The organism is Streptomyces sp. Y7, assembly GCF_043195415.1.
Taxonomy (GTDB): Bacteria; Actinomycetota; Actinomycetes; order Streptomycetales; family Streptomycetaceae; genus Streptomyces.
Genome location: NZ_JBIDDQ010000023.1, coordinates 55022 through 71487 on the forward strand (window position 1 = coordinate 55022; position 16466 = coordinate 71487).

Genomic DNA, 16466 nt, shown 5'->3' on the forward strand with positions numbered 1-16466 from the left:
GGGCACAAGGATCTCCCCCGCGACCGCCCCGTACACCTCTCGTCACGGAATCTCCCCGTTCTGTGTGAAGGGCAGGGGAACGGGACATGCCGAAGTGACATGTGCGCGGCGGGACGGCCAGTGGCGCGACCTGTGCCCTCCCGTGCGAGGATGGGTCGTCCCGCGCCCCCAAAGGCGCGAGAATGTCCTTGTCGGAGGGGGTGCGCAGGGATGTCGGACGGCAGCGGCGAAAGGACCGGAGCGTACGTGAGCGAGAATCAGAACCTCCTCGCGGAGCAGCGGCGCGCCCTGATCCTGGACGAGGTACGGCGCCGCGGCGGGGTGCGCGTCAACGAGCTGACCCGCAAGCTCGGCGTGTCGGACATGACGGTGCGCCGCGATCTCGACGCGCTGGCCCGGCAGGGCGTGCTGGAGAAGGTGCACGGCGGCGCGGTCCCGGTGGTCGAGGCCAGCACGCACGAGCCGGGGTTCGAGGCCAAGTCGGGTCTGGAGCTGACGGCCAAGGAGGACATCGCGCGGGCGGCGGCCGAGTTGGTGGCGCCGGGCAGCGCGATCGCACTGTCGGGCGGTACGACGACGTTCGCGCTGGCGCATCGGCTCGTCGACGTTCCCGACCTGACCGTGGTCACCAACTCGGTGCGGGTGGCCGACGTGTTCCATGCCGCGCAGCGCACGACGGGCCCCCGGCAGGGCGCGGCCACGGTCGTGCTGACCGGCGGTGTGCGCACCCCGTCCGACTCACTGGTGGGCCCGGTGGCGGACCAGGCGATCGCGGCGCTCCACTTCGACGTGCTGTTCCTCGGTGTGCACGGGATATCGGTCGAGGCCGGCCTGTCCACGCCGAACCTGGCGGAGGCCGAGACGAACCGGCGGCTGGTGCAGTCGGCGCGGCGGGTCGTGGTGGTCGCCGACCACACCAAGTGGGGTGTGGTGGGGCTGAGTTCGTTCGCGGCGCTGGAGCAGGTCGACACCGTGGTGACGGACGCCGGGCTGGAGGCCGAGGCGCGCACGGAGATCTCGGAGCACCTGCGGCGGCTGGTGGTGGCCGGCGAGCCCGATGAGGGTGCAGACATCTGACGAGGCGCCAGCTAGGGTGACGTCGCCCGGGGCAGTGTCGGCACACAGGGGGTTTCGTCCATGGCACACCTGCTGCGTGAGGTGGGGCTCGACTTCGTGGGGCGTGCGCCGGTGCGGCACGTCTTCGCGCGGGAGATCTCGGCTCCGCCGGAGACGGTGTACCGGGCGCTCGCCGAGGATGTGCCGGGCTGGCCGGAGTGGTTCGCGGCGGTGACGCTGGCGCGCCCGCTGGACGACGGGGCCCGGCGTGAGGTGCGGCTCAAGGGTGGTACGCGTTTCGAGGAGACGATACTCGCGGCGGAGAGTCCCGAGGTGTACGCCTATCGCGTCGACCTCACCAACGCGCCGGGGGCGCGGGCCATGGTCGAGGAGTGGCGGCTCGCCCCGGCGGGGGCGGGCACGCGCGTGCAGTGGACGTTCGCCGTGGATGGGACGGCGCCGTTCCGGGTCGCGTTCGGGCTGGCGAAGCCGGGGCTGGGGCGGTCGTTCCAGGGGGCGGTTCGTGCGCTGGACCGGCGACTGACGTGACGCTCCGCCAGGGGCGACGGTAGATCGGCCGACGGTCTTCTGCGGGGCCGTCGTGACCGGTCGCGCAGTTCCCCGCGCCCCTGGGGCGTTGCGCGTCCGTCGGCAGGCGTGTCAGGGACGCTCGAACCTCAGAGCATGCCGTCGGGCGTCCGCGGCGCCATCGTGGCCGGTCGCGCAGTTCCCCGCGCCCCTGGGGCGTTGCCGGGCCGTCGGCAGGTGCGCCTAAGCCGCTCAAGGCTGGGGGCGTTGCCGGACCTGAGGCAGGTGCGTCAGGGACGCTCGAGGCAAGGGGCGTCGGGGCGTAGGCAGGTGTGCCGGGGCCGTCTCGGGGTTCGTCACTCGGGCCAGACGCCCGTCTGCAGGAGTTGGTCGATGGCTGCTGTGTACGGTGCGATGTCCAGGCCCTGTTCGGTCAGCCAGGTGTCGGAGTAGTACTTGTCGAGGTAGCGGTCCCCCGGGTCGCACAGCAGCGTCACCACGCTTCCTTGCCGTCCCTCGGCGACCATCTCGGCGACGATCTTCAGGGCGCTCCACAGGCCGGTGCCGGTGGAGCCGCCCGCCTTGCGGCCGATGGCCTGCTCCAGGGCGCGCACGGCGGCCACACTCGCCGCGTCCGGGACCTTCATCATCCGGTCGATCGCGCCGGGCACGAAGCTGGGCTCCATGCGCGGGCGGCCGATGCCCTCGATGCGGGAGCCGCAGTCGCAGGTGACGTCCGGATCGCCGGTGGTCCAGCCCTCGAAGAAACAGGAGTTCTCCGGATCGGCGACGCAGATGCGGGTGTCGTGCTGCATGTAGTGGACGTACCGGGCGAGCGTCGCGGAGGTGCCGCCGGTGCCGGCCGTGGCGACGATCCACGCGGGCTCCGGGAACCGTTCCAGCCGGAGCTGACGGAAGATGGACTCGGCGATGTTGTTGTTGCCGCGCCAGTCCGTGGCCCGTTCGGCGTAGGTGAACTGGTCCATGTAGTGGCCGCCGGTCTCCACCGCGAGGCGGGCGGACTCCTCGTACATCTTCCGTGAGTCGTCCACGAAGTGGCACTGTCCGCCGTGGAACTCGATGAGGCGGCACTTCTCGGCGCTGGTCGTGCGGGGCATGACCGCGATGAAGGGCACGCCGATCAGCTTCGCGAAGTACGCCTCGGAGACGGCCGTCGAGCCGCTGGACGCCTCGATGACCGGGCGGCCCGGCCGGATCCAGCCATTGCACAGGCCGTAGAGGAACAGCGAGCGGGCGAGCCGGTGTTTGAGGCTGCCGGTCGGGTGCGTCGACTCGTCCTTGAGGTACAGGTCGATGCCCCACTGCTCGGGCAGCGGGAAGCGCAACAGGTGCGTGTCGGCCGAGCGGTTGGCGTCGGCCTGGACCTTGCGGACGGCTTCTTTCAGCCAGCCGCGGTAGGCGGCGTCGCTGTGGTCGACGTCGAGGGTCACGCCGGACGGGGTCTGCTGAAGGGTGCTCACGGCGGTGCTCCTCGGACTGTGCGGCAGCACCGGCTCGCGCCGCCGTCGCTTCGAGCATAAACATCTTCCGCACGCTTCTCACCTGCATAAACACACCTTTGAGAGTCCCAAAGGCATCCCTGGACCGGTATCTCACCGAGCCCTCGGGGGCGCATTCGCGCGAGTGCTTCCGAGCGCCCCCGTCCAGGCACGACGTGCGTACTGGTGCTCGACGCGGTCCGCGGGCAGACTGCACCGGACGGGACAGCGTTCCCGGACGGGGGGCACACTGGATCACGACCAGAGCCGGCCACGGCCCACGCAGGCGGACCGGCACACCGACACGCGCTAAGGGGCGGGGCATGGCTGAGCCGGAGTTCAGGGCCACGGGCGTGCGGATCGGGAAGCGGCTGCGCTCCCTGACCCGGGCCGGGCAGGTGCGGATAACCGACGGCAGGCTGCAACTGCTCACCAGCTACGGCAGCGAGATCGACAGCGCGCCGGTGCAGGCGGTACGGGCGTCCAAGCCCTGGTTCGCGCCGGACGACCGGGCGCTCGCGGACCTCAACGGCAACCGCTACTCACTGACGTTGGGCGACCACGACCCCGCTCCGGGCGAACCCGGTCCACCCGCGGCGCGCCGGTTCATCGAGGCCGTACGGAAGGCCGCGGGGCGTAAGGGCTGAGTCACCGCGAGTTGCGGTACCGCACCCCCTGCGTCACTCTGGTCTCACGTCACTCTGGGTTTACCGGCGACAACGCTGCGAACCAGCCCGCCGGCCATGACAGCAGGCGGCCGTTTTCCTCAAGCACCCTGCTGGATCCGTACTCCGTGTTCTTCCGGACCTCTTCAGTCGGGGAGTCGCAGCCGTGATCAGTTACCCAAGCAGGCACTGCACGGTGGAGCTCCAAGCCCTGCCGTCGCGGATCGGCCAGGTCCGCAGAATCGTCTCTGCGCAGTTGCGCTACTGGCATCTGGACGCCTTGATAGACCGCGCCGCGCTCGGCGTGACCGAGTTGCTGACCAACGTCCACCAGCACGCACAGCCCGACAAGACGTGCACCGTCGAGATCGAGCTGCTTCTCGACCGGCTCACGGTCTCGGTGCACGACACCGACCCGCGCATGCCGGTCGTGGCGGACACCGCCGGTATCGACGTGCTCGCCACCTGCGGGCGCGGGCTGGCGATGGTGGCCGCGGTCAGCGAGAGCTGGGGCGTGCGGCCGGACGGCGAGTCGGGCAAGGTCGTGTGGTTCTCGCTGCCGGCACCCGTGGCGGCGGTACGGGCCACGCCCACGCGGCCGCCGCAGCGGACGACGACCGTGGCCGTGGAGACGCCCGCGCGGCGGTTCGCCGAGGTCGGACAGCGCGTCGACCTGCGCAGGCCCGAACACGCTCCCGCCCGGTCGGCCGTTGTCGGCTGACCGGGCGGTGAGGGGTCTTCGACGAGTGGGCCTTCGGCACATACGGTCGTGGACGGGCCGTAGGCGCTGAGGGCCCTGTCGCCGTCAGGGCCCTGGGCGCTGAGGGCCCTGACGCCGTCGGTGGGCGTGGTGTCCTCGCGCGTCACTCCGTGGCGATGGCCCGCAGTACGTCCAGCCGTGCCGCGCGGCGCGCCGGGCGCAGGCCCGCAAGGGCTCCCGCGGCGAGGCCGACGAGGGCCACCACCGTGAGTTGCAGGGGCGGCATCGCGAAGGCGAAGGCGCTGTCCGACGCGCCGTCGGACGCCTCGACCAGGACCCAGCCGAGGAAGGCGCCGAGGGCCAGGCCGCCGACCGTGCCGAACGCCGCGACCAGGATCGACTCCCAGCGGACCATGGCGCGCAGTTGCGAGCGGGTCTGCCCGACGGCCCGCAGCAGGCCGAGTTCACGGGTGCGCTCGTGGATCGCCAGGGTCAGGGTGTTGGCGATGCCGAGGAGGGCGATGAGCACCGCGAGGGCGAGCAGCGCGTAGACGAGGGTGAGCATCATGTCGATGCCGCCGGCCGCGGACTGCGCGTACTCGTCGCGGGTCTGCACCTCGGGGTCGCCGTACCGGGCGGCCACCTTCTCGACCGCCGCCTTGCCGTCGTCGGTGCCGACGCCGTCCTTGAAGGAGACGGCGAGGAGGGTGTCGGCGTCCTGGGTGCGGTGCGGGGCCCAGGCGTCGCGGGTGATGACGTAGTCGCCGGCGAGTTCGGACTGGCCGTAGACCGCGCGGACCGTGAAGGTCTGCGTCCGTCCGTCGGTGAAGGTGAGCCGGGCCGTGTCGCCGGTCGCCAGGTGCTGCTTGTCGGCCTCGTTCTCGGTGATGGCGATGCCGTCGGTGCCGAGGCCCTCCATCGAGCCCCGGATCTCGCCGAGGTCGAAGGTGCGCTCCAGGGCGACCGGGTCGGTGACCGTCAGGGCCCGTCCCCTGCCGTCGACTTCGGCGACGCCGCGGCCGAGTCCGACGGCGGTGTCCACCTCGGGCAGCCGCTGGACCGCGTCGGCGAGGCGCGGGCTCAGGCCGCTGCCGCCCGCGCCGAACGACGGCGTGCTGATGGCCACGTCACCGGCGAAGGAACGGGCCACGGTCTGGTCCATGGTCGCCTTCAGCGAGGCGCCGAACACGGTGAACAGGGACACCACGGCCACGCCGATCATCAGGGCGCTGGCGGTGGCGGCGGTGCGCTTCGGGCTGCGCAGGGCGTTGCGCCGGGCGAGGCCGCCGGTGACGCCGCGCAGCCGGTCCAGGGGGCCGCCGAGGACCCGTACGGCCGTGGTGGAGGCGACCGGGCCGAGGACCACGAAGGCGATCAGGGCGAGGACCGCGCCGGTGGCCGCCAGCCAGATGGACGGTGACGCCAGGACGCCGGTGAGCGTCACGCCGAGCGCGAGGGCGATGAGCGCCAGGCCGGTGACCGCACGGGTGCGGGAGGCGCCGGAGGTGTCGACGGCCGTCTCGCGCAGGGCGGCCAGCGGCGCGGTGCGGCCGGCGCGTACCGCGGGGAGCAGGGCGGAGCCGAGGCACACGACGACGCCGACGGCGAGCGGCAGGGCCATGGAGAGGGCGCTGATGACCAAGTCGCCTTCGGGGAAGGGGAATCCGATGGCCGGGAACAGCGCCTGGAGTCCGGCCGCGATGCCGATGCCGCCCGCGAGGCCGGCCGCCGACGCGATGACGGCCACGGCGCTCGCCTCGACGAGGGTGGAGGCGGTGACCTGGCGGCGTGAGGCGCCGAGGGCTCGCAGCAGCGCGTTCTCGCGGGTGCGCTGGGCGACGACGATCGCGAAGGTGTTGTGGATGGAGAAGGTCGCGACGAGCAGCGCGACGCCGGAGAACACCAGCAGCAAGGTGGTGAAGACCGACAGGAACTGACTGGAGATCATGTCGGTGTTCTCCTCGGCCGACTCCTGGCCGGTGATGGCCTCGACCCCCTCGGGGAGGACGGGGGTCAGCGAGTCGACCAGCTCCTGCTGGCTGACGCCGGGGCCGGCCCGCACCTGGATGGTCGCGGCCTCGCCGGGCCCGGCCGTGAGGTACTTCTCCGCGTCGGCCCGGGTCATGCCGGTGTAGGTCACCTGGGCCATGCCGTCCTCGCCGCCGAAGGTCGCGAGGCCGACGACGGTCACCTTGACGGGGTCGGGCGTACGCAGGGTGGTCGTGTCGCCGATCTTCAGGTCGCCGCGCTCCGCGGTGCCGCGGTCGATGACGACCTCGCCGGACCCGCGCGGGGCGTGGCCCTCGGCGAGCTGGTAGGCGTTGAGCTCCGGGTCGGTGATCCAGTTGCCGGCGAGGGTGGGAGGGCCCTGACCGCCGATGGGATCGCCGTTCTTGCCGATGAGCTGGCCCGCGCCCTGGATGTTGGGCGCCGCCGCCGCGACGCCGGGGACCTTCTCGATGGTGCCGACGAGGTCGGTGCCGACCGGCTCGCGTACGCCCTCGCTCTCACCGGGTGTGGTGATGGCGTCGGCGCTGCGCACGACGGCGTCGGTGCCGCTGGTGGCGTTGCCGAACATGGTGTCGAAGCTGGCGCGCAGTGTGTCGCCCATGACGAGGGTGCCGGCGAGGAACGCGACGCCGAGGAACACGGCGAGGAAGGTCCCCGCGAAGCGCCGCTTGTGGGCGCGCAGGGAGGACGCGCTGAGGCGGACGGAGGCGTTCATGACGGCACCTCGAAGGCTTTCATGCGGTCCAGGACCTTGTCGGCGGTCGGGGCTTCCATCCGGTCGACCAGGCGCCCGTCGGCGAGGAAGACGACCTCGTCGGCGTGGGCGGCGGCCACCGGGTCGTGGGTGACCATGACGACCGTGCGGGCGGTCTGGCGCACCGCGCGGCCGAGCAGGCCGAGGACCTCGCCGCCGGAGCGGGAGTCGAGGTTGCCGGTCGGCTCGTCGGCGAAGACGACGTCCGGCCGGCCGGCGAAGGCGCGGGCGACGGCGACGCGTTGCTGCTGGCCGCCGGAGAGCTCGGAGGGGCGGTGGTGCAGCCGGTCGCGCAGGCCGACGACGTCGATCAGGGCGCTGATCCACTCGGGGTCGCCGTCGCCGCCCGCGAGGTCGAGGGGCAGGGTGATGTTCTCCGCGACGGTCAGCGTCGGCACCAGGTTGAAGGACTGGAAGACGAAGCCGACGCGGTCCCGGCGAAGAAGGGTGAGGCGGCGGTCGTCGAGGCTGCTCAGCTCGGTGTCGCCGATGTGGGCGGTGCCCGAGGTGAGCGTGTCGAGGCCGGCCGCGCAGTGCATCAGCGTGGACTTGCCGGAGCCGGAGGGCCCCATGATCGCGGTGAAGCGGCCGACCGGGAAGTCGACGCTCACCCCGTCCAGGGCCCGCACGCTGGTGTCGCCGCTGCCGTACACCTTCACGGCGTCGACGACACGGGCGGCCGTCGGCGTGATCGTGGTGGCGGTCGTGGCGGTCATGCGGCACCGCCCTTGCCCTTGCGGCCGAACTGCTCGTCCAGGACGGACAGCCGGCGCCAGTACTCGTCCTCGTCGATCTCGCCGGAGGCGAAGCGGTGGCCGAGCACGGTGATGGGCGAGTTGTCGTCGGCCTCCGGGGCCCGCCAGGGGCCGCGGCGTCCGCGCCACACCGTGCGGCGCAGCAGGGTGATGCCGCCGACGACGACGGCCGCCCAGATCAGCGGGAAGAACAGGATCCACGGCCCGGGGCCGCCGTCCGCGAAGTGAGCCAGGGTCTGCATCTCGAGTCATCTCCCGAGTCGGTTCGTTGGGATCGTTCGGTGATGCTTCGAGACTCGCGCCGACAGGGGCTCCGGGTCGTCGTACGGCCAGCGGCAGTGCGTGTACCTCGCGGGGAGTACTGAGGGCCGGTTCGGCTGCTCCGGGGACGCGCGTGCGGGGCGGTACACCCGCTCGACTTCTGTAACTACTAGTATGTACAGTCACGGTATGAGCACCTCGGACCGACTGATCGAGTCCACTCGTGAGCTGTTGTGGGAGCGCGGCTATGTGGGCACCAGCCCCAAGGCCATCCTGGAACGCGCGGGTGCCGGGCAGGGCAGCATGTACCACCACTTCACGGGCAAGCCCGATCTCGCGCTCGCCGCGATCCGGCGGACCGCCGAGGAGATGCGGGCTACCGCCGCGGGAGTACTCGACGGGCCGGGCACGCCGTACGAGCGCGTCGAGGCGTATCTGCGGCGCGAGCGGGATGTGCTGCGCGGCTGCCCGGTCGGGCGGCTGACGATGGACCCGGACGTGATCGCCAGCGACGAACTGCGGGCGCCCGTCGACGAGACGCTGGACTGGCTGCGGGAGCGGCTCGCGGGAATCGTCGAGGAGGGCAAGGAGCAGGGCCAGTTCGCGGCGGGGCTCGACGGCGAGTGGATCGCGGCGACGATCGTGGCGACCGTCCAGGGCGGCTATGTCCTGGCTCGCGCGTCCGGTTCGCCCGAGGCGTTCGACGCGGGCGTGAGGGGACTTCTTTCGCTGCTCGCGCCACGGGAGGGCGCCCGCGGTTCGGCGTGAACGCAGGGCCCCTCGGGCGCTTTCACCGACCACCCGGCCCCAGAAGGGACTTGGCATGCACGCCATGCAGTACGAGTTCACCCTGCCCGCCGACTACGACATGGACGTCATCCGCTCCCGGGTCGCCCGCGTCGGGCATCTGCTGGACGACTGGGGCGGCCTCGGCGTCAAGGCGTACCTGCTGCGCGAGCGCGGAGTGCGCGGGTCGGCGGTGAACCAGTACGGGCCGTTCTACCTCTGGAACACCGTGGAGGGCATGAACGCCTTTCTGTGGGGCGGCCCGTTCCAGGGGCCGGTGAACGACTTCGGGCGGCCGCGGGTGCGGCAGTGGACGGGGCTCGCGTACGAGGAGGGCGCCGCGGCCCGCTCCTGCGCCGCGTTCGCCGTGCGGCGGCGGCAACCGGTGCCGGAGGGTGTGGAGTTGGCCGTGTTCATGGCGGAGGCCGCGGGCGAGACCACGCGGCTGGCGCAACGCGACGGCGCCGTGCTGGCGGCGGCGGCCGTCGACACGCGCGCGTGGGAGGTCGTCCACTTCTCGCTCTGGGAGGCCGACATGCCCGAGGCCGAGGGCGACGTGTACCAGGTGCTGCACCTGTCGTCGCCCGGGCGCGGCGCGCTGCCGCGGGGGCGGCAGTGGTGAGCGCGGTCCGTACGGTGCTCGGTGACGTGCGGTCCGGGGAACTCGGCGTGTGCGACGCCCACGACCACCTCTTCCTGAGCAGCCCGCAACTGCCCGGCCAGGAGCTGAACAGCGCGTCCGCCGCGCGGGCCGAGCTGGACGCGTTCCGCGCGGCCGGCGGTTCGGCGGTGGTGCAGTGGACGCCGTACGGCATGGGCCGCCGGGCAGCCGATCTGCCGCCGCTGTCCCGGGCCGCAGGAGTGCACCTGGTCTGCGCCACGGGGCTGCACCAGGCGGCGCACTACGCCCCGGAGGCGCTCGACGCACTGCGCGGGAGGCTCGCCGACGTCTTCGTCTCCGAACTCACCGTGGGCATCGGCACGTCGGGCGTACGCGCCGGGCTCGTGAAGGTCGCGGGCGGCTTCCACGCCCTCGACGCGCACGCCCGCTGGACGATGACCGCCGCGGCCGAGGCCCACCACGCGACGGACGCGCCGATCGCGGTGCATCTGGAGGCGGGTACGGGCGCGCTCGACGTACTGGACCTGCTGTGCGGCGAGTCGGGCGTTCCGCCGCACCGTGTGATCCTCGGCCATCTCAACCGCTCCCCCGACCTCGCGGTTCACCGCCGGGCCGCCGCATCGGGCTGCTGGCTCGCCTTCGACGGGCCCTCGCGCGCCCATCACGCCACCGACTGGCGGATGCCGGACGCGGTGCGGGCACTGGCCGAGGCCGGGTTCGGACACCGGCTGCTGCTGGGCGGGGACACCGTCGTCGCCGGGGCGCGGTCGGTCGACGGCGGCCCCGGAATGCCGTATCTGCTGCGCCGGGTACGGCCGCGGCTCGCGCTCGAACTGGGCGAGGAGCTGGTGGAACGCGTCCTCGTCGACAACCCCGGCCGGGCGTTCGCCGCCGACTGGCGCTGACGTCCGGCCGACCCCGACGATCGCGACAGCCCCGGCCCGGCCTTCGCGCCGACCGGCGCTGACGCACGGCCGACCTTGACCCGATCATCGCGACAACCCCCGTCCGCCCTTCGCAGCCGACCGGCGCAGACGTACGCCCGACCCTGACCCGATCATCGCGACAACCCCCGTCCACCCTTCGCCTCCGACCGGCACAGACGTACGCCCGACCCTGGCCCGATCACGTCAACCCACGGTTCGAGCCTTCGCCGCCGTCCGGAGCAGACGTCTGGCCGACCCTGACCCGATCGCGTCGTTCCTTGGCCCTTCCCGCGCTTTCGCCGGCGCGTGGCGTGCGGAGACTGGGACGTGACGGCTCCGACCGGCGCCGACACGGACGACGAAGGGCGGGATCATGGCGCTGGAGATGCGCGACCGATGCGAACGCTGCGAGACCGCGCACCTGCCACCGGACGCCCCTGCCCGTATCTGCTCCTACGAGTGCACCTTCTGCGTCCCCTGCACCGAGGCGATGCGGGGCAGCTGCCCCAACTGCGGCGGCGAGCTCGTGCCGAGGCCGCGGCGCTCCTGAGCGGCGCCGGCTATCGCTTGCCGGGTGCTCCCTCGTGCCGGTCCAGTTCGGTCAGCAGACGGCGCAGTGAGGCGCGGGTGGCGCGGATCTCCTCCTCGGGAATCGCCGCGAAGAGGGTGCGGTGGATCTTCGCGGCCCTGTCGGTGAGGCGGGCCAGTGACTCCTCGCCGGGCGATGTCACCGTCAGCAGCGGCGAGCTGCGGTGGTCCGGGTTGGCCGTGTAGGCGGCGAGTCCGAGCGAGACGAGATCGTTGGCGACCCGCTGGATGTTCTGGCGGCTGACGCCGAGGCGGCGCGCGGCCTGCGGGATGGTGAGCGGCTCCTCGGAAACGACGCTGAGGACCTGCCATCGGGCCTGGGTGAGCCCCTCCGCGCCGGCTGTTTCGTCGCCCAGACGGCGCAACGCCCCGGCCGCCTCGAGCACATCCGCGATCAGCAGGGCTGTCTCGTCCGACATCACCACTCCCCTCTTGACAACACATTGCTAGTCTAGCAACGTGTTGTCATATTGCGGAACAGCCACCCCGAGGACAGGCCATGCCCAAGATCGACCTCTACCGGAATGTTCACATGGGGCAGCGCGCGCGACTGTTCACCCTCGCCACCGAGCTCGGCGCCGCGGACGTGTCCCACAGCGGCTCCGCCGCCGAGCAGGCCGCGCGCTGCCTCGCCATGACGCACGAACTGCGTGAGCACGCGGACCACGAGGACACCTTCATCCACCAGCTGCTTCGGGAGCGGGCCCCGGAGGCGGCGGACGCGCTCGAAGCCGAGCATGTCCGCCTCGACGCCGCCTTCGTCGCACTGGACGAACGCGCACGCACCCTGGCCGGTACCCCGCCCGAGGACCTGCCGGAGGCCCAGCACGCCCTGTACCTGGCACTGAACGAAGTGATCAGCGCCTATCTCGCACACCTGCACGCGGAGGAGACGGTCGCGATGCCGGCGCTGTGGAGTTACGCCGGCGCCGACGAACTGGCCGCCGTGATGGCCGCCTTCCGCGCCTCGCGCACCCCGGAGCAGGCCCTCACGGATCTCCGCAGGATGCTGCCCGCCCTGCCGCCCGCGCCCAGGGCCGCGATCGTGCGCGGTGTCCTGGAGGACGCCGCGCCCGGCCGGGCGGACCGCACGCTCGCCGCGGTGTGCGGCACGCTCAGCGGCGACCAGCGTCACCGGCTGTACGAGGACCTCGGGGTGCCGGAGGTGCGGGCGGCCGGGTGAGCGGCATCGGGCGTCCGGGCCCGGCCGAGGTCCAGTCGCTCGATGCGGGCCACGTTCTCCCGGTCTTCGGGGTCCGTGCCGGCCTCGGCGGCGAACCAGGCGTCGAGGATCTCCTTGAGCAGCGGCTCGGACGTCAGACGCAGGCCGAGGGCCAGCACATTGGCGTCGTTCCAGCGGCGGGCGCCGTCCGCGGTGTAGGCGTCCGTGCACAGGGCGGCCCGTACGCCCGGCACCTTGTTCGCCGCGATGGAGGCGCCGGTGCCGGTCCAGCAGCACACGACCGCCTGGTCGGCGGTACCGGCGGCGACCTCGCGGGCGGCCGCCTCGGAGCAGGCGGCCCACTGCGGGTCGGCGCCCGGGCTCAGCGCGCCGTACGTCACCACCTCGTGGCCGCGTTCGCGCAGCTCGGTGACGAGGGAGCGCGCCACCGGTTCGTCCATGTCCGAGGAAACGGAGATCCGCATGGCACGAGCGTACTCGGCAAGGCCCGCCGGCCACGGGCGGGCGGGGCGCGGCAGCCGTCCGTAGGGTCGGTGCGGGAGGCGAACGACGAAAGGAGCGCCCGATGGATCCCATCGACGTCGTCCGTCGTTTCAACACCGCGATCAACGACCGGGATCCGGACCGCCTGGCCTCACTGATGTCGGACGACCACACCTTCACGGACGCCGCGGGCGGCACGGTCCACGGGAAGCAGGCGTGTGTGCGGGCTTGGCGGGGTTTCTTCGCCGCCTTCCCGGACTACCGCAACATCTTCACCGGTCTGATCGCGCGGGACGACGTCGTCGCGGTCTCGGGCCACTCCACATGTGCGCGGCCCGAGCTGGGGGGGCCGGCGCTGTGGAGCGCGCGCGTCACGGGCTCGCTGGTCGCCGAGTGGCGGGTGCACGAGGACACGCCCGCCGCGCGACACGAGCTGGGCCTGCCACCGGCCGGCTAGGCCAGCGCCCCCAGCGGATCGTCCAGCACCGGCTGCCATGCCAACTCCGCCGCTCCGACGAGGCTGTTGTGGTCGAGGGTGCACGCGAGAATCGGGACGCTGCCGCTCTGGCCCCACAGGCTGCGGTCGGCGACGACGGCCCGCAGGCGTTCGGGGTCGGCGTCGAGGAGGGTGCGGTGCAGGCCGCCGAGGATGATGCGGTCCGGGTTGAGGATGTTCACCAGACCGGCCAGGCCCAGGCCGAGGCGGTCGATGAGGGCCTCGGTGGCCGTACGGACGGTCGGGTCGTCGTAGTGGTTGCCGATCAGGTCCTTGGACTGCTGGAGCAGCGAGACCTCCGGGCCCGGCTCGCGACCCGCCGCCGTCAGGAAGGCCAGTGGATCGGCCTCGACGTCGAGACAGCCGCGGCTGCCGCAGTGGCAGGGTCTGCCCTCGGGGTTCACCGTGAGGTGGCCGACCTCCAGGGCCAGGCCCGCACTGCCGGTGTGCAGCCGGCCGTCCAGCACGAGCGCCCCGCCGACGCCCCGGTGCCCGGTGGCCACGCACAGCAGATCGCGGGCGCCGCGCCCCGCGCCGTGCCGGTGCTCGGCGAGCGCGGCGAGGTTGACGTCGTTGCCGGTGAACGCCGGACCGGTGATACCGGCCGCGCGCACGCACTCCGTGAAGATCCGGCGTACCGGCGCGCCCACGGGCCAGGCCAGGTGCAGGGGGTTGAGGGCGAGTCCGTCGGGTTCGGCGACGGCGGACGGCACCGCCAGCCCGGCGCCGACACAGCGCCGTCCGGTCGTGCGCAGCAGGTCGGCGCCCGCCTCGACGACCGATCCGAGCACCTTGGCCGGATCGGCGTCCACGGTCTCGCAGCCGGGAGCGGTGGCGACGATACGGCCGCCGAGGCCGACCAGCGCCGCCCGGAACCCGTCGGCGTGGACCTGGGCGGCGAGGACGACCGGTCCGTCCTCGGCGACGGCCAGCCGGTGCGAGGGGCGCCCCTGCGAACCGGCCGCCGCGCCGGGCCGGGCGTCGACCCGGATCAGCCCCAGCGCCTCCAGCTCGGCGGCGACCGCGCCGGCCGTGGCCCGGGTCACCCCGAGCTCGGCGGTGAGGACGGCACGCGTGGGCGCGCGCCCGGTGTGCACGAGCTCCAACGCGGGCCCGAGCGCACCGCGCCCCCGGTCCAGCCGCGTCCTCGAGGGGGTCCCTTCCCCCGCCGACCGGGGGTCCGCCTTGCCGCTCATGAGGGCGAGTCTCCCATGATCCGCGCATGTGGCGGCCCTGGGCCCGTCCGGGAGAGACGGTTCGGACCGGCGGCGGCCCGATGGCCGGACCGGCTCTACAGGCCGCTCACCCTCAGCGTGACGTTCAGCCGCCCGGTCAGCCCCAACTCCGGCGGTGCCGTGCCCGGATACACCTTGGGCACGCCGTGGTAGGCGAGCCGCGAGGGGCCGCCGAACACGAACAGGTCGCCGCTGCGCAGCTCGACGTCCGTGTAGGGCCGGGTCCGGGTCTCGGTGTTGCCGAAGCGGAAGACGCAGGTGTCGCCGAGGCTCAGGGACACGACCGGCGCGGGCGACTTCTCGTCGCTGTCGCGGTGCATGCCCATGCGGGCGTCGGCGTCGTAGAAGTTGATCAGCGCGATGTCGTAGGCGGCCGCCGCGTACGCCGCGTGCGGCTCGCCCAGGGTGTCCCGCACCGCGCGGCGGCCCAGCTCGCCGAGCCATTCGGGGAACGGCTTCACCGGGCTGCCGTCGCCGTCCACGACCGTGCGGGCGTAGGCGTACGGGTACCAGTGCAGGCCCAGGCAGACCTGCCGGGCGGTCATGGTGCCGCCGCCGGGGGTGCGGACCGTGCGCAGGCCGGCCGGCGGACGGGCCCAGTCGCGGCAGGCGTCGAGCAGCTCGCGCTGGGCCCGCGGGTCCAGCCAGTCCGGCAGATGCACCGCGCCCGGCGTCACCTCCGTACGTTCCCGGGGAAACAGCTCGGCGTCCATGCGTTCCATCCTCCCCCACCGGTCGTGAGCTGCGGCTCGGCTAGCCTGGTCGCACGATGAACGACCGTATGACGACGCCGTGGGGCGACCTGGCGCTGACGAGATTCCCCGAGGACCCGCGTGAGCGGCTGCGCGCCTGGGACGCCGCCGACGAGTACCTCCTGAGGCACCTGGCGGAGCGGGCGATCCCGCTGACGGGCACGGTCGTGGTGGTCGGTGACCGCTGGGGCGCCCTGGTCACGGCGCTCGCCGCGCACCGGCCCACGCAGATCACGGACTCGTACCTGACGCAGGAGGCGACCCGTGCCAACCTCGCCCGGCACGGCGTCGAGCCCGGCACGGTCCGGCTGCTCACCACGCAGGACGCCCCGCCGGAGCGGGTGGACGTCCTGCTGGTGCGCGTGCCGAAGAGCCTGGCGCTGCTGGAGGACCAGCTGATCGGGCTGGCGCCCGCGGTGCACGAGGGCACGGTGGTGGTCGGCACGGGCATGGTGAAGGAGATCCACACCTCGACGCTCCAGCTGTTCGAGCGGATCCTCGGTCCGACCCGTACCTCGCTGGCGGAGAAGAAGGCCCGGCTGATCTTCTGCACGCCCGAGCCGTCGCCGGAGCGGCCCGCCAACCCGTGGCCGTACACGTACACGCTCCCCGACGGCATCGGTGCCGTCTCGCAGGGCACGGTCGTCAATCACGCGGGCGTCTTCTGCGCCGACCGGCTCGACATCGGGACACGGTTCTTCCTCGGGCACCTGCCGGACGGCAAGGGCGCCCGGCGGGTGGTGGACCTCGGGTGCGGCAACGGGATCGTCGGTACGGCGGTCGCGCTGGCCGACCCCGGGGTCGAAGTGCTGTTCGTGGACGAGTCGTTCCAGGCCGTGGCCTCGGCGGAGGCGACGTACCGGGCCAACGGGGTGCCGGGGCACGCCGAGTTCCGGGTCGGGGACGGCATGGCGGGTGTGCCGGCCGGCAGTGTCGACCTCGTCCTGAACAACCCGCCGTTCCACTCGCACCAGGCGACGACCGACGCGACGGCCTGGCGCATGTTCACGGGTGCCAAGCGCGCGCTGCGGCCGGGCGGCGAGCTGTGGGTGATCGGCAACCGGCACCTCGGGTACCACGTGAAGCTGCGGCGGCTGTTCGGGAACAGTGAACTGGTCGCCGGGGACCCGAAGTTCGTGGTGCTGCGAGCCGTCAAGCGCTAGCCGC

19 protein-coding genes are annotated in these 16466 nt (G+C 72.8%); 11 read left to right on the plus strand and 8 right to left on the minus strand.

What is annotated here, in order from left to right:
- Window positions 1-246: 246 nt before the first annotated feature.
- Together ACGFW6_RS35810 and ACGFW6_RS35815 are read left to right on the plus strand one after the other, a co-directional pair.
- The gene (locus tag ACGFW6_RS35810) at window positions 247-1077 is read left to right on the plus strand and encodes a DeoR/GlpR family DNA-binding transcription regulator (RefSeq protein ID WP_393519644.1); all 831 of its coding nucleotides are present in this window, start codon (window positions 247-249) and stop codon (window positions 1075-1077) included.
- Window positions 1078-1137: 60 nt separating this feature from the next.
- Window positions 1138-1605: an SRPBCC family protein gene (locus ACGFW6_RS35815; protein WP_393519647.1), complete on the plus strand. Its 468-nt coding sequence runs from the start codon at window positions 1138-1140 to the stop codon at window positions 1603-1605.
- Window positions 1606-1940: 335 nt separating this feature from the next.
- Here the strand turns inward: ACGFW6_RS35815 and ACGFW6_RS35820 are convergent, their stop codons facing one another.
- Window positions 1941-3065, minus strand: a complete 1125-nt coding sequence (locus tag ACGFW6_RS35820; protein ID WP_393519649.1) for a PLP-dependent cysteine synthase family protein — start codon at window positions 3063-3065, stop codon at window positions 1941-1943.
- Between the two features lie 341 nt (window positions 3066-3406).
- Between ACGFW6_RS35820 and ACGFW6_RS35825 the strand changes: the two genes are divergently transcribed.
- The gene (locus tag ACGFW6_RS35825; RefSeq protein WP_393519652.1) at window positions 3407-3730 is read left to right on the plus strand and encodes a hypothetical protein; all 324 of its coding nucleotides are present in this window, start codon (window positions 3407-3409) and stop codon (window positions 3728-3730) included.
- 184 nt (window positions 3731-3914) lie between these two features.
- Window positions 3915-4469: an ATP-binding protein gene (locus ACGFW6_RS35830; RefSeq protein WP_393519655.1), complete on the plus strand. Its 555-nt coding sequence runs from the start codon at window positions 3915-3917 to the stop codon at window positions 4467-4469.
- Between the two features lie 142 nt (window positions 4470-4611).
- Here the strand turns inward: ACGFW6_RS35830 and ACGFW6_RS35835 are convergent, their stop codons facing one another.
- From ACGFW6_RS35835 to ACGFW6_RS35845, 3 genes are read right to left on the minus strand one after another with little or no spacing between them, the layout of a single operon-like run.
- Window positions 4612-7173, minus strand: a complete 2562-nt coding sequence (locus ACGFW6_RS35835; protein ID WP_393519658.1) for an ABC transporter permease — start codon at window positions 7171-7173, stop codon at window positions 4612-4614.
- Window positions 7170-7928 (minus strand): ABC transporter ATP-binding protein, encoded by a 759-nt coding sequence (locus ACGFW6_RS35840; RefSeq protein ID WP_330352763.1) that lies wholly within the window; start codon window positions 7926-7928, stop codon window positions 7170-7172. The genes ACGFW6_RS35835 and ACGFW6_RS35840 overlap by 4 nt, the downstream gene beginning before the upstream one ends.
- Window positions 7925-8209, minus strand: coding sequence for an SHOCT domain-containing protein (locus tag ACGFW6_RS35845; protein WP_393519662.1), 285 nt, complete (start codon window positions 8207-8209; stop codon window positions 7925-7927). Before ACGFW6_RS35845 ends, ACGFW6_RS35840 begins: the two co-directional genes overlap by 4 nt.
- A 208-nt stretch (window positions 8210-8417) precedes the next feature.
- On the opposite strand from ACGFW6_RS35845, the gene ACGFW6_RS35850 reads away from it, so the two are divergent.
- The 4 genes from ACGFW6_RS35850 to ACGFW6_RS35865 all read left to right on the plus strand — a co-directional run bounded on the left by ACGFW6_RS35850 (window position 8418) and on the right by ACGFW6_RS35865 (window position 11112).
- Window positions 8418-8996, plus strand: a complete 579-nt coding sequence (locus ACGFW6_RS35850) for a TetR/AcrR family transcriptional regulator (RefSeq protein ID WP_393519665.1) — start codon at window positions 8418-8420, stop codon at window positions 8994-8996.
- Window positions 8997-9051: 55 nt separating this feature from the next.
- Window positions 9052-9636 (plus strand): DUF4865 family protein, encoded by a 585-nt coding sequence (locus ACGFW6_RS35855; RefSeq protein WP_393519668.1) that lies wholly within the window; start codon window positions 9052-9054, stop codon window positions 9634-9636.
- Complete coding sequence (locus tag ACGFW6_RS35860) at window positions 9633-10541, plus strand: phosphotriesterase (RefSeq protein ID WP_393519671.1); 909 nt, start codon at window positions 9633-9635, stop codon at window positions 10539-10541. Before ACGFW6_RS35855 ends, ACGFW6_RS35860 begins: the two co-directional genes overlap by 4 nt.
- Window positions 10542-10935: 394 nt before the next feature.
- On the plus strand, window positions 10936-11112 hold the full coding sequence (locus tag ACGFW6_RS35865; RefSeq protein WP_393519674.1) for a DUF1272 domain-containing protein: 177 nt from the start codon (window positions 10936-10938) through the stop codon (window positions 11110-11112).
- 10 nt (window positions 11113-11122) lie between these two features.
- Here the strand turns inward: ACGFW6_RS35865 and ACGFW6_RS35870 are convergent, their stop codons facing one another.
- Window positions 11123-11569 carry a MarR family winged helix-turn-helix transcriptional regulator gene (locus ACGFW6_RS35870; protein WP_393519677.1) on the minus strand — a complete coding sequence of 149 codons (447 nt, stop codon included), beginning with the start codon at window positions 11567-11569 and terminating at the stop codon, window positions 11123-11125.
- 80 nt (window positions 11570-11649) lie between these two features.
- On the opposite strand from ACGFW6_RS35870, the gene ACGFW6_RS35875 reads away from it, so the two are divergent.
- Complete coding sequence (locus ACGFW6_RS35875) at window positions 11650-12333, plus strand: hemerythrin domain-containing protein (protein ID WP_393519680.1); 684 nt, start codon at window positions 11650-11652, stop codon at window positions 12331-12333.
- On the opposite strand, the gene ACGFW6_RS35880 is transcribed toward ACGFW6_RS35875, so the two are convergent.
- Complete coding sequence (locus ACGFW6_RS35880; protein ID WP_393519683.1) at window positions 12282-12797, minus strand: RpiB/LacA/LacB family sugar-phosphate isomerase; 516 nt, start codon at window positions 12795-12797, stop codon at window positions 12282-12284. The genes ACGFW6_RS35875 and ACGFW6_RS35880 overlap by 52 nt on opposite strands.
- Before the next feature lie 101 nt (window positions 12798-12898).
- Here ACGFW6_RS35880 and ACGFW6_RS35885 point away from each other — a divergent pair, with 101 nt between their 5' ends.
- On the plus strand, window positions 12899-13273 hold the full coding sequence (locus ACGFW6_RS35885) for a nuclear transport factor 2 family protein (protein ID WP_393519686.1): 375 nt from the start codon (window positions 12899-12901) through the stop codon (window positions 13271-13273).
- Here ACGFW6_RS35885 and ACGFW6_RS35890 read toward each other — a convergent pair.
- On the minus strand, window positions 13270-14508 hold the full coding sequence (locus ACGFW6_RS35890; protein WP_393519689.1) for an ROK family protein: 1239 nt from the start codon (window positions 14506-14508) through the stop codon (window positions 13270-13272). The two genes, ACGFW6_RS35885 and ACGFW6_RS35890, sit on opposite strands and share 4 nt — an antisense overlap.
- Window positions 14509-14603: 95 nt before the next feature.
- Window positions 14604-15260 carry an alpha-ketoglutarate-dependent dioxygenase AlkB gene (locus ACGFW6_RS35895; protein WP_393519692.1) on the minus strand — a complete coding sequence of 219 codons (657 nt, stop codon included), beginning with the start codon at window positions 15258-15260 and terminating at the stop codon, window positions 14604-14606.
- 68 nt (window positions 15261-15328) lie between these two features.
- On the opposite strand from ACGFW6_RS35895, the gene ACGFW6_RS35900 reads away from it, so the two are divergent.
- Window positions 15329-16462 carry a methyltransferase gene (locus ACGFW6_RS35900; protein ID WP_393519867.1) on the plus strand — a complete coding sequence of 378 codons (1134 nt, stop codon included), beginning with the start codon at window positions 15329-15331 and terminating at the stop codon, window positions 16460-16462.
- Window positions 16463-16466: the final 4 nt, after the last annotated feature.

Excerpts from the sequence above, each read along its gene's own strand:
- ACGFW6_RS35815 (WP_393519647.1), top strand. The coding sequence starts at position 1,138 with ATGGCACACCTGCTGCGTGAGGTGGGGCTCGACTTCGTGGGGCGTGCG.
- ACGFW6_RS35825 (WP_393519652.1), top strand. The coding sequence starts at position 3,407 with ATGGCTGAGCCGGAGTTCAGGGCCACGGGCGTGCGGATCGGGAAGCGG.
- ACGFW6_RS35835 (WP_393519658.1), bottom strand. The coding sequence starts at position 7,173 with ATGAACGCCTCCGTCCGCCTCAGCGCGTCCTCCCTGCGCGCCCACAAG.
- ACGFW6_RS35840 (WP_330352763.1), bottom strand. The coding sequence starts at position 7,928 with ATGACCGCCACGACCGCCACCACGATCACGCCGACGGCCGCCCGTGTC.
- ACGFW6_RS35845 (WP_393519662.1), bottom strand. The coding sequence starts at position 8,209 with ATGCAGACCCTGGCTCACTTCGCGGACGGCGGCCCCGGGCCGTGGATC.
- ACGFW6_RS35850 (WP_393519665.1), top strand. The coding sequence starts at position 8,418 with ATGAGCACCTCGGACCGACTGATCGAGTCCACTCGTGAGCTGTTGTGG.
- ACGFW6_RS35855 (WP_393519668.1), top strand. The coding sequence starts at position 9,052 with ATGCACGCCATGCAGTACGAGTTCACCCTGCCCGCCGACTACGACATG.
- ACGFW6_RS35865 (WP_393519674.1), top strand. The coding sequence starts at position 10,936 with ATGGCGCTGGAGATGCGCGACCGATGCGAACGCTGCGAGACCGCGCAC.
- ACGFW6_RS35870 (WP_393519677.1), bottom strand. The coding sequence starts at position 11,569 with ATGTCGGACGAGACAGCCCTGCTGATCGCGGATGTGCTCGAGGCGGCC.
- ACGFW6_RS35875 (WP_393519680.1), top strand. The coding sequence starts at position 11,650 with ATGCCCAAGATCGACCTCTACCGGAATGTTCACATGGGGCAGCGCGCG.
- ACGFW6_RS35880 (WP_393519683.1), bottom strand. The coding sequence starts at position 12,797 with ATGCGGATCTCCGTTTCCTCGGACATGGACGAACCGGTGGCGCGCTCC.
- ACGFW6_RS35885 (WP_393519686.1), top strand. The coding sequence starts at position 12,899 with ATGGATCCCATCGACGTCGTCCGTCGTTTCAACACCGCGATCAACGAC.
- ACGFW6_RS35890 (WP_393519689.1), bottom strand. The coding sequence starts at position 14,508 with ATGAGCGGCAAGGCGGACCCCCGGTCGGCGGGGGAAGGGACCCCCTCG.
- ACGFW6_RS35895 (WP_393519692.1), bottom strand. The coding sequence starts at position 15,260 with ATGGACGCCGAGCTGTTTCCCCGGGAACGTACGGAGGTGACGCCGGGC.
- ACGFW6_RS35900 (WP_393519867.1), top strand. The coding sequence starts at position 15,329 with ATGACGACGCCGTGGGGCGACCTGGCGCTGACGAGATTCCCCGAGGAC.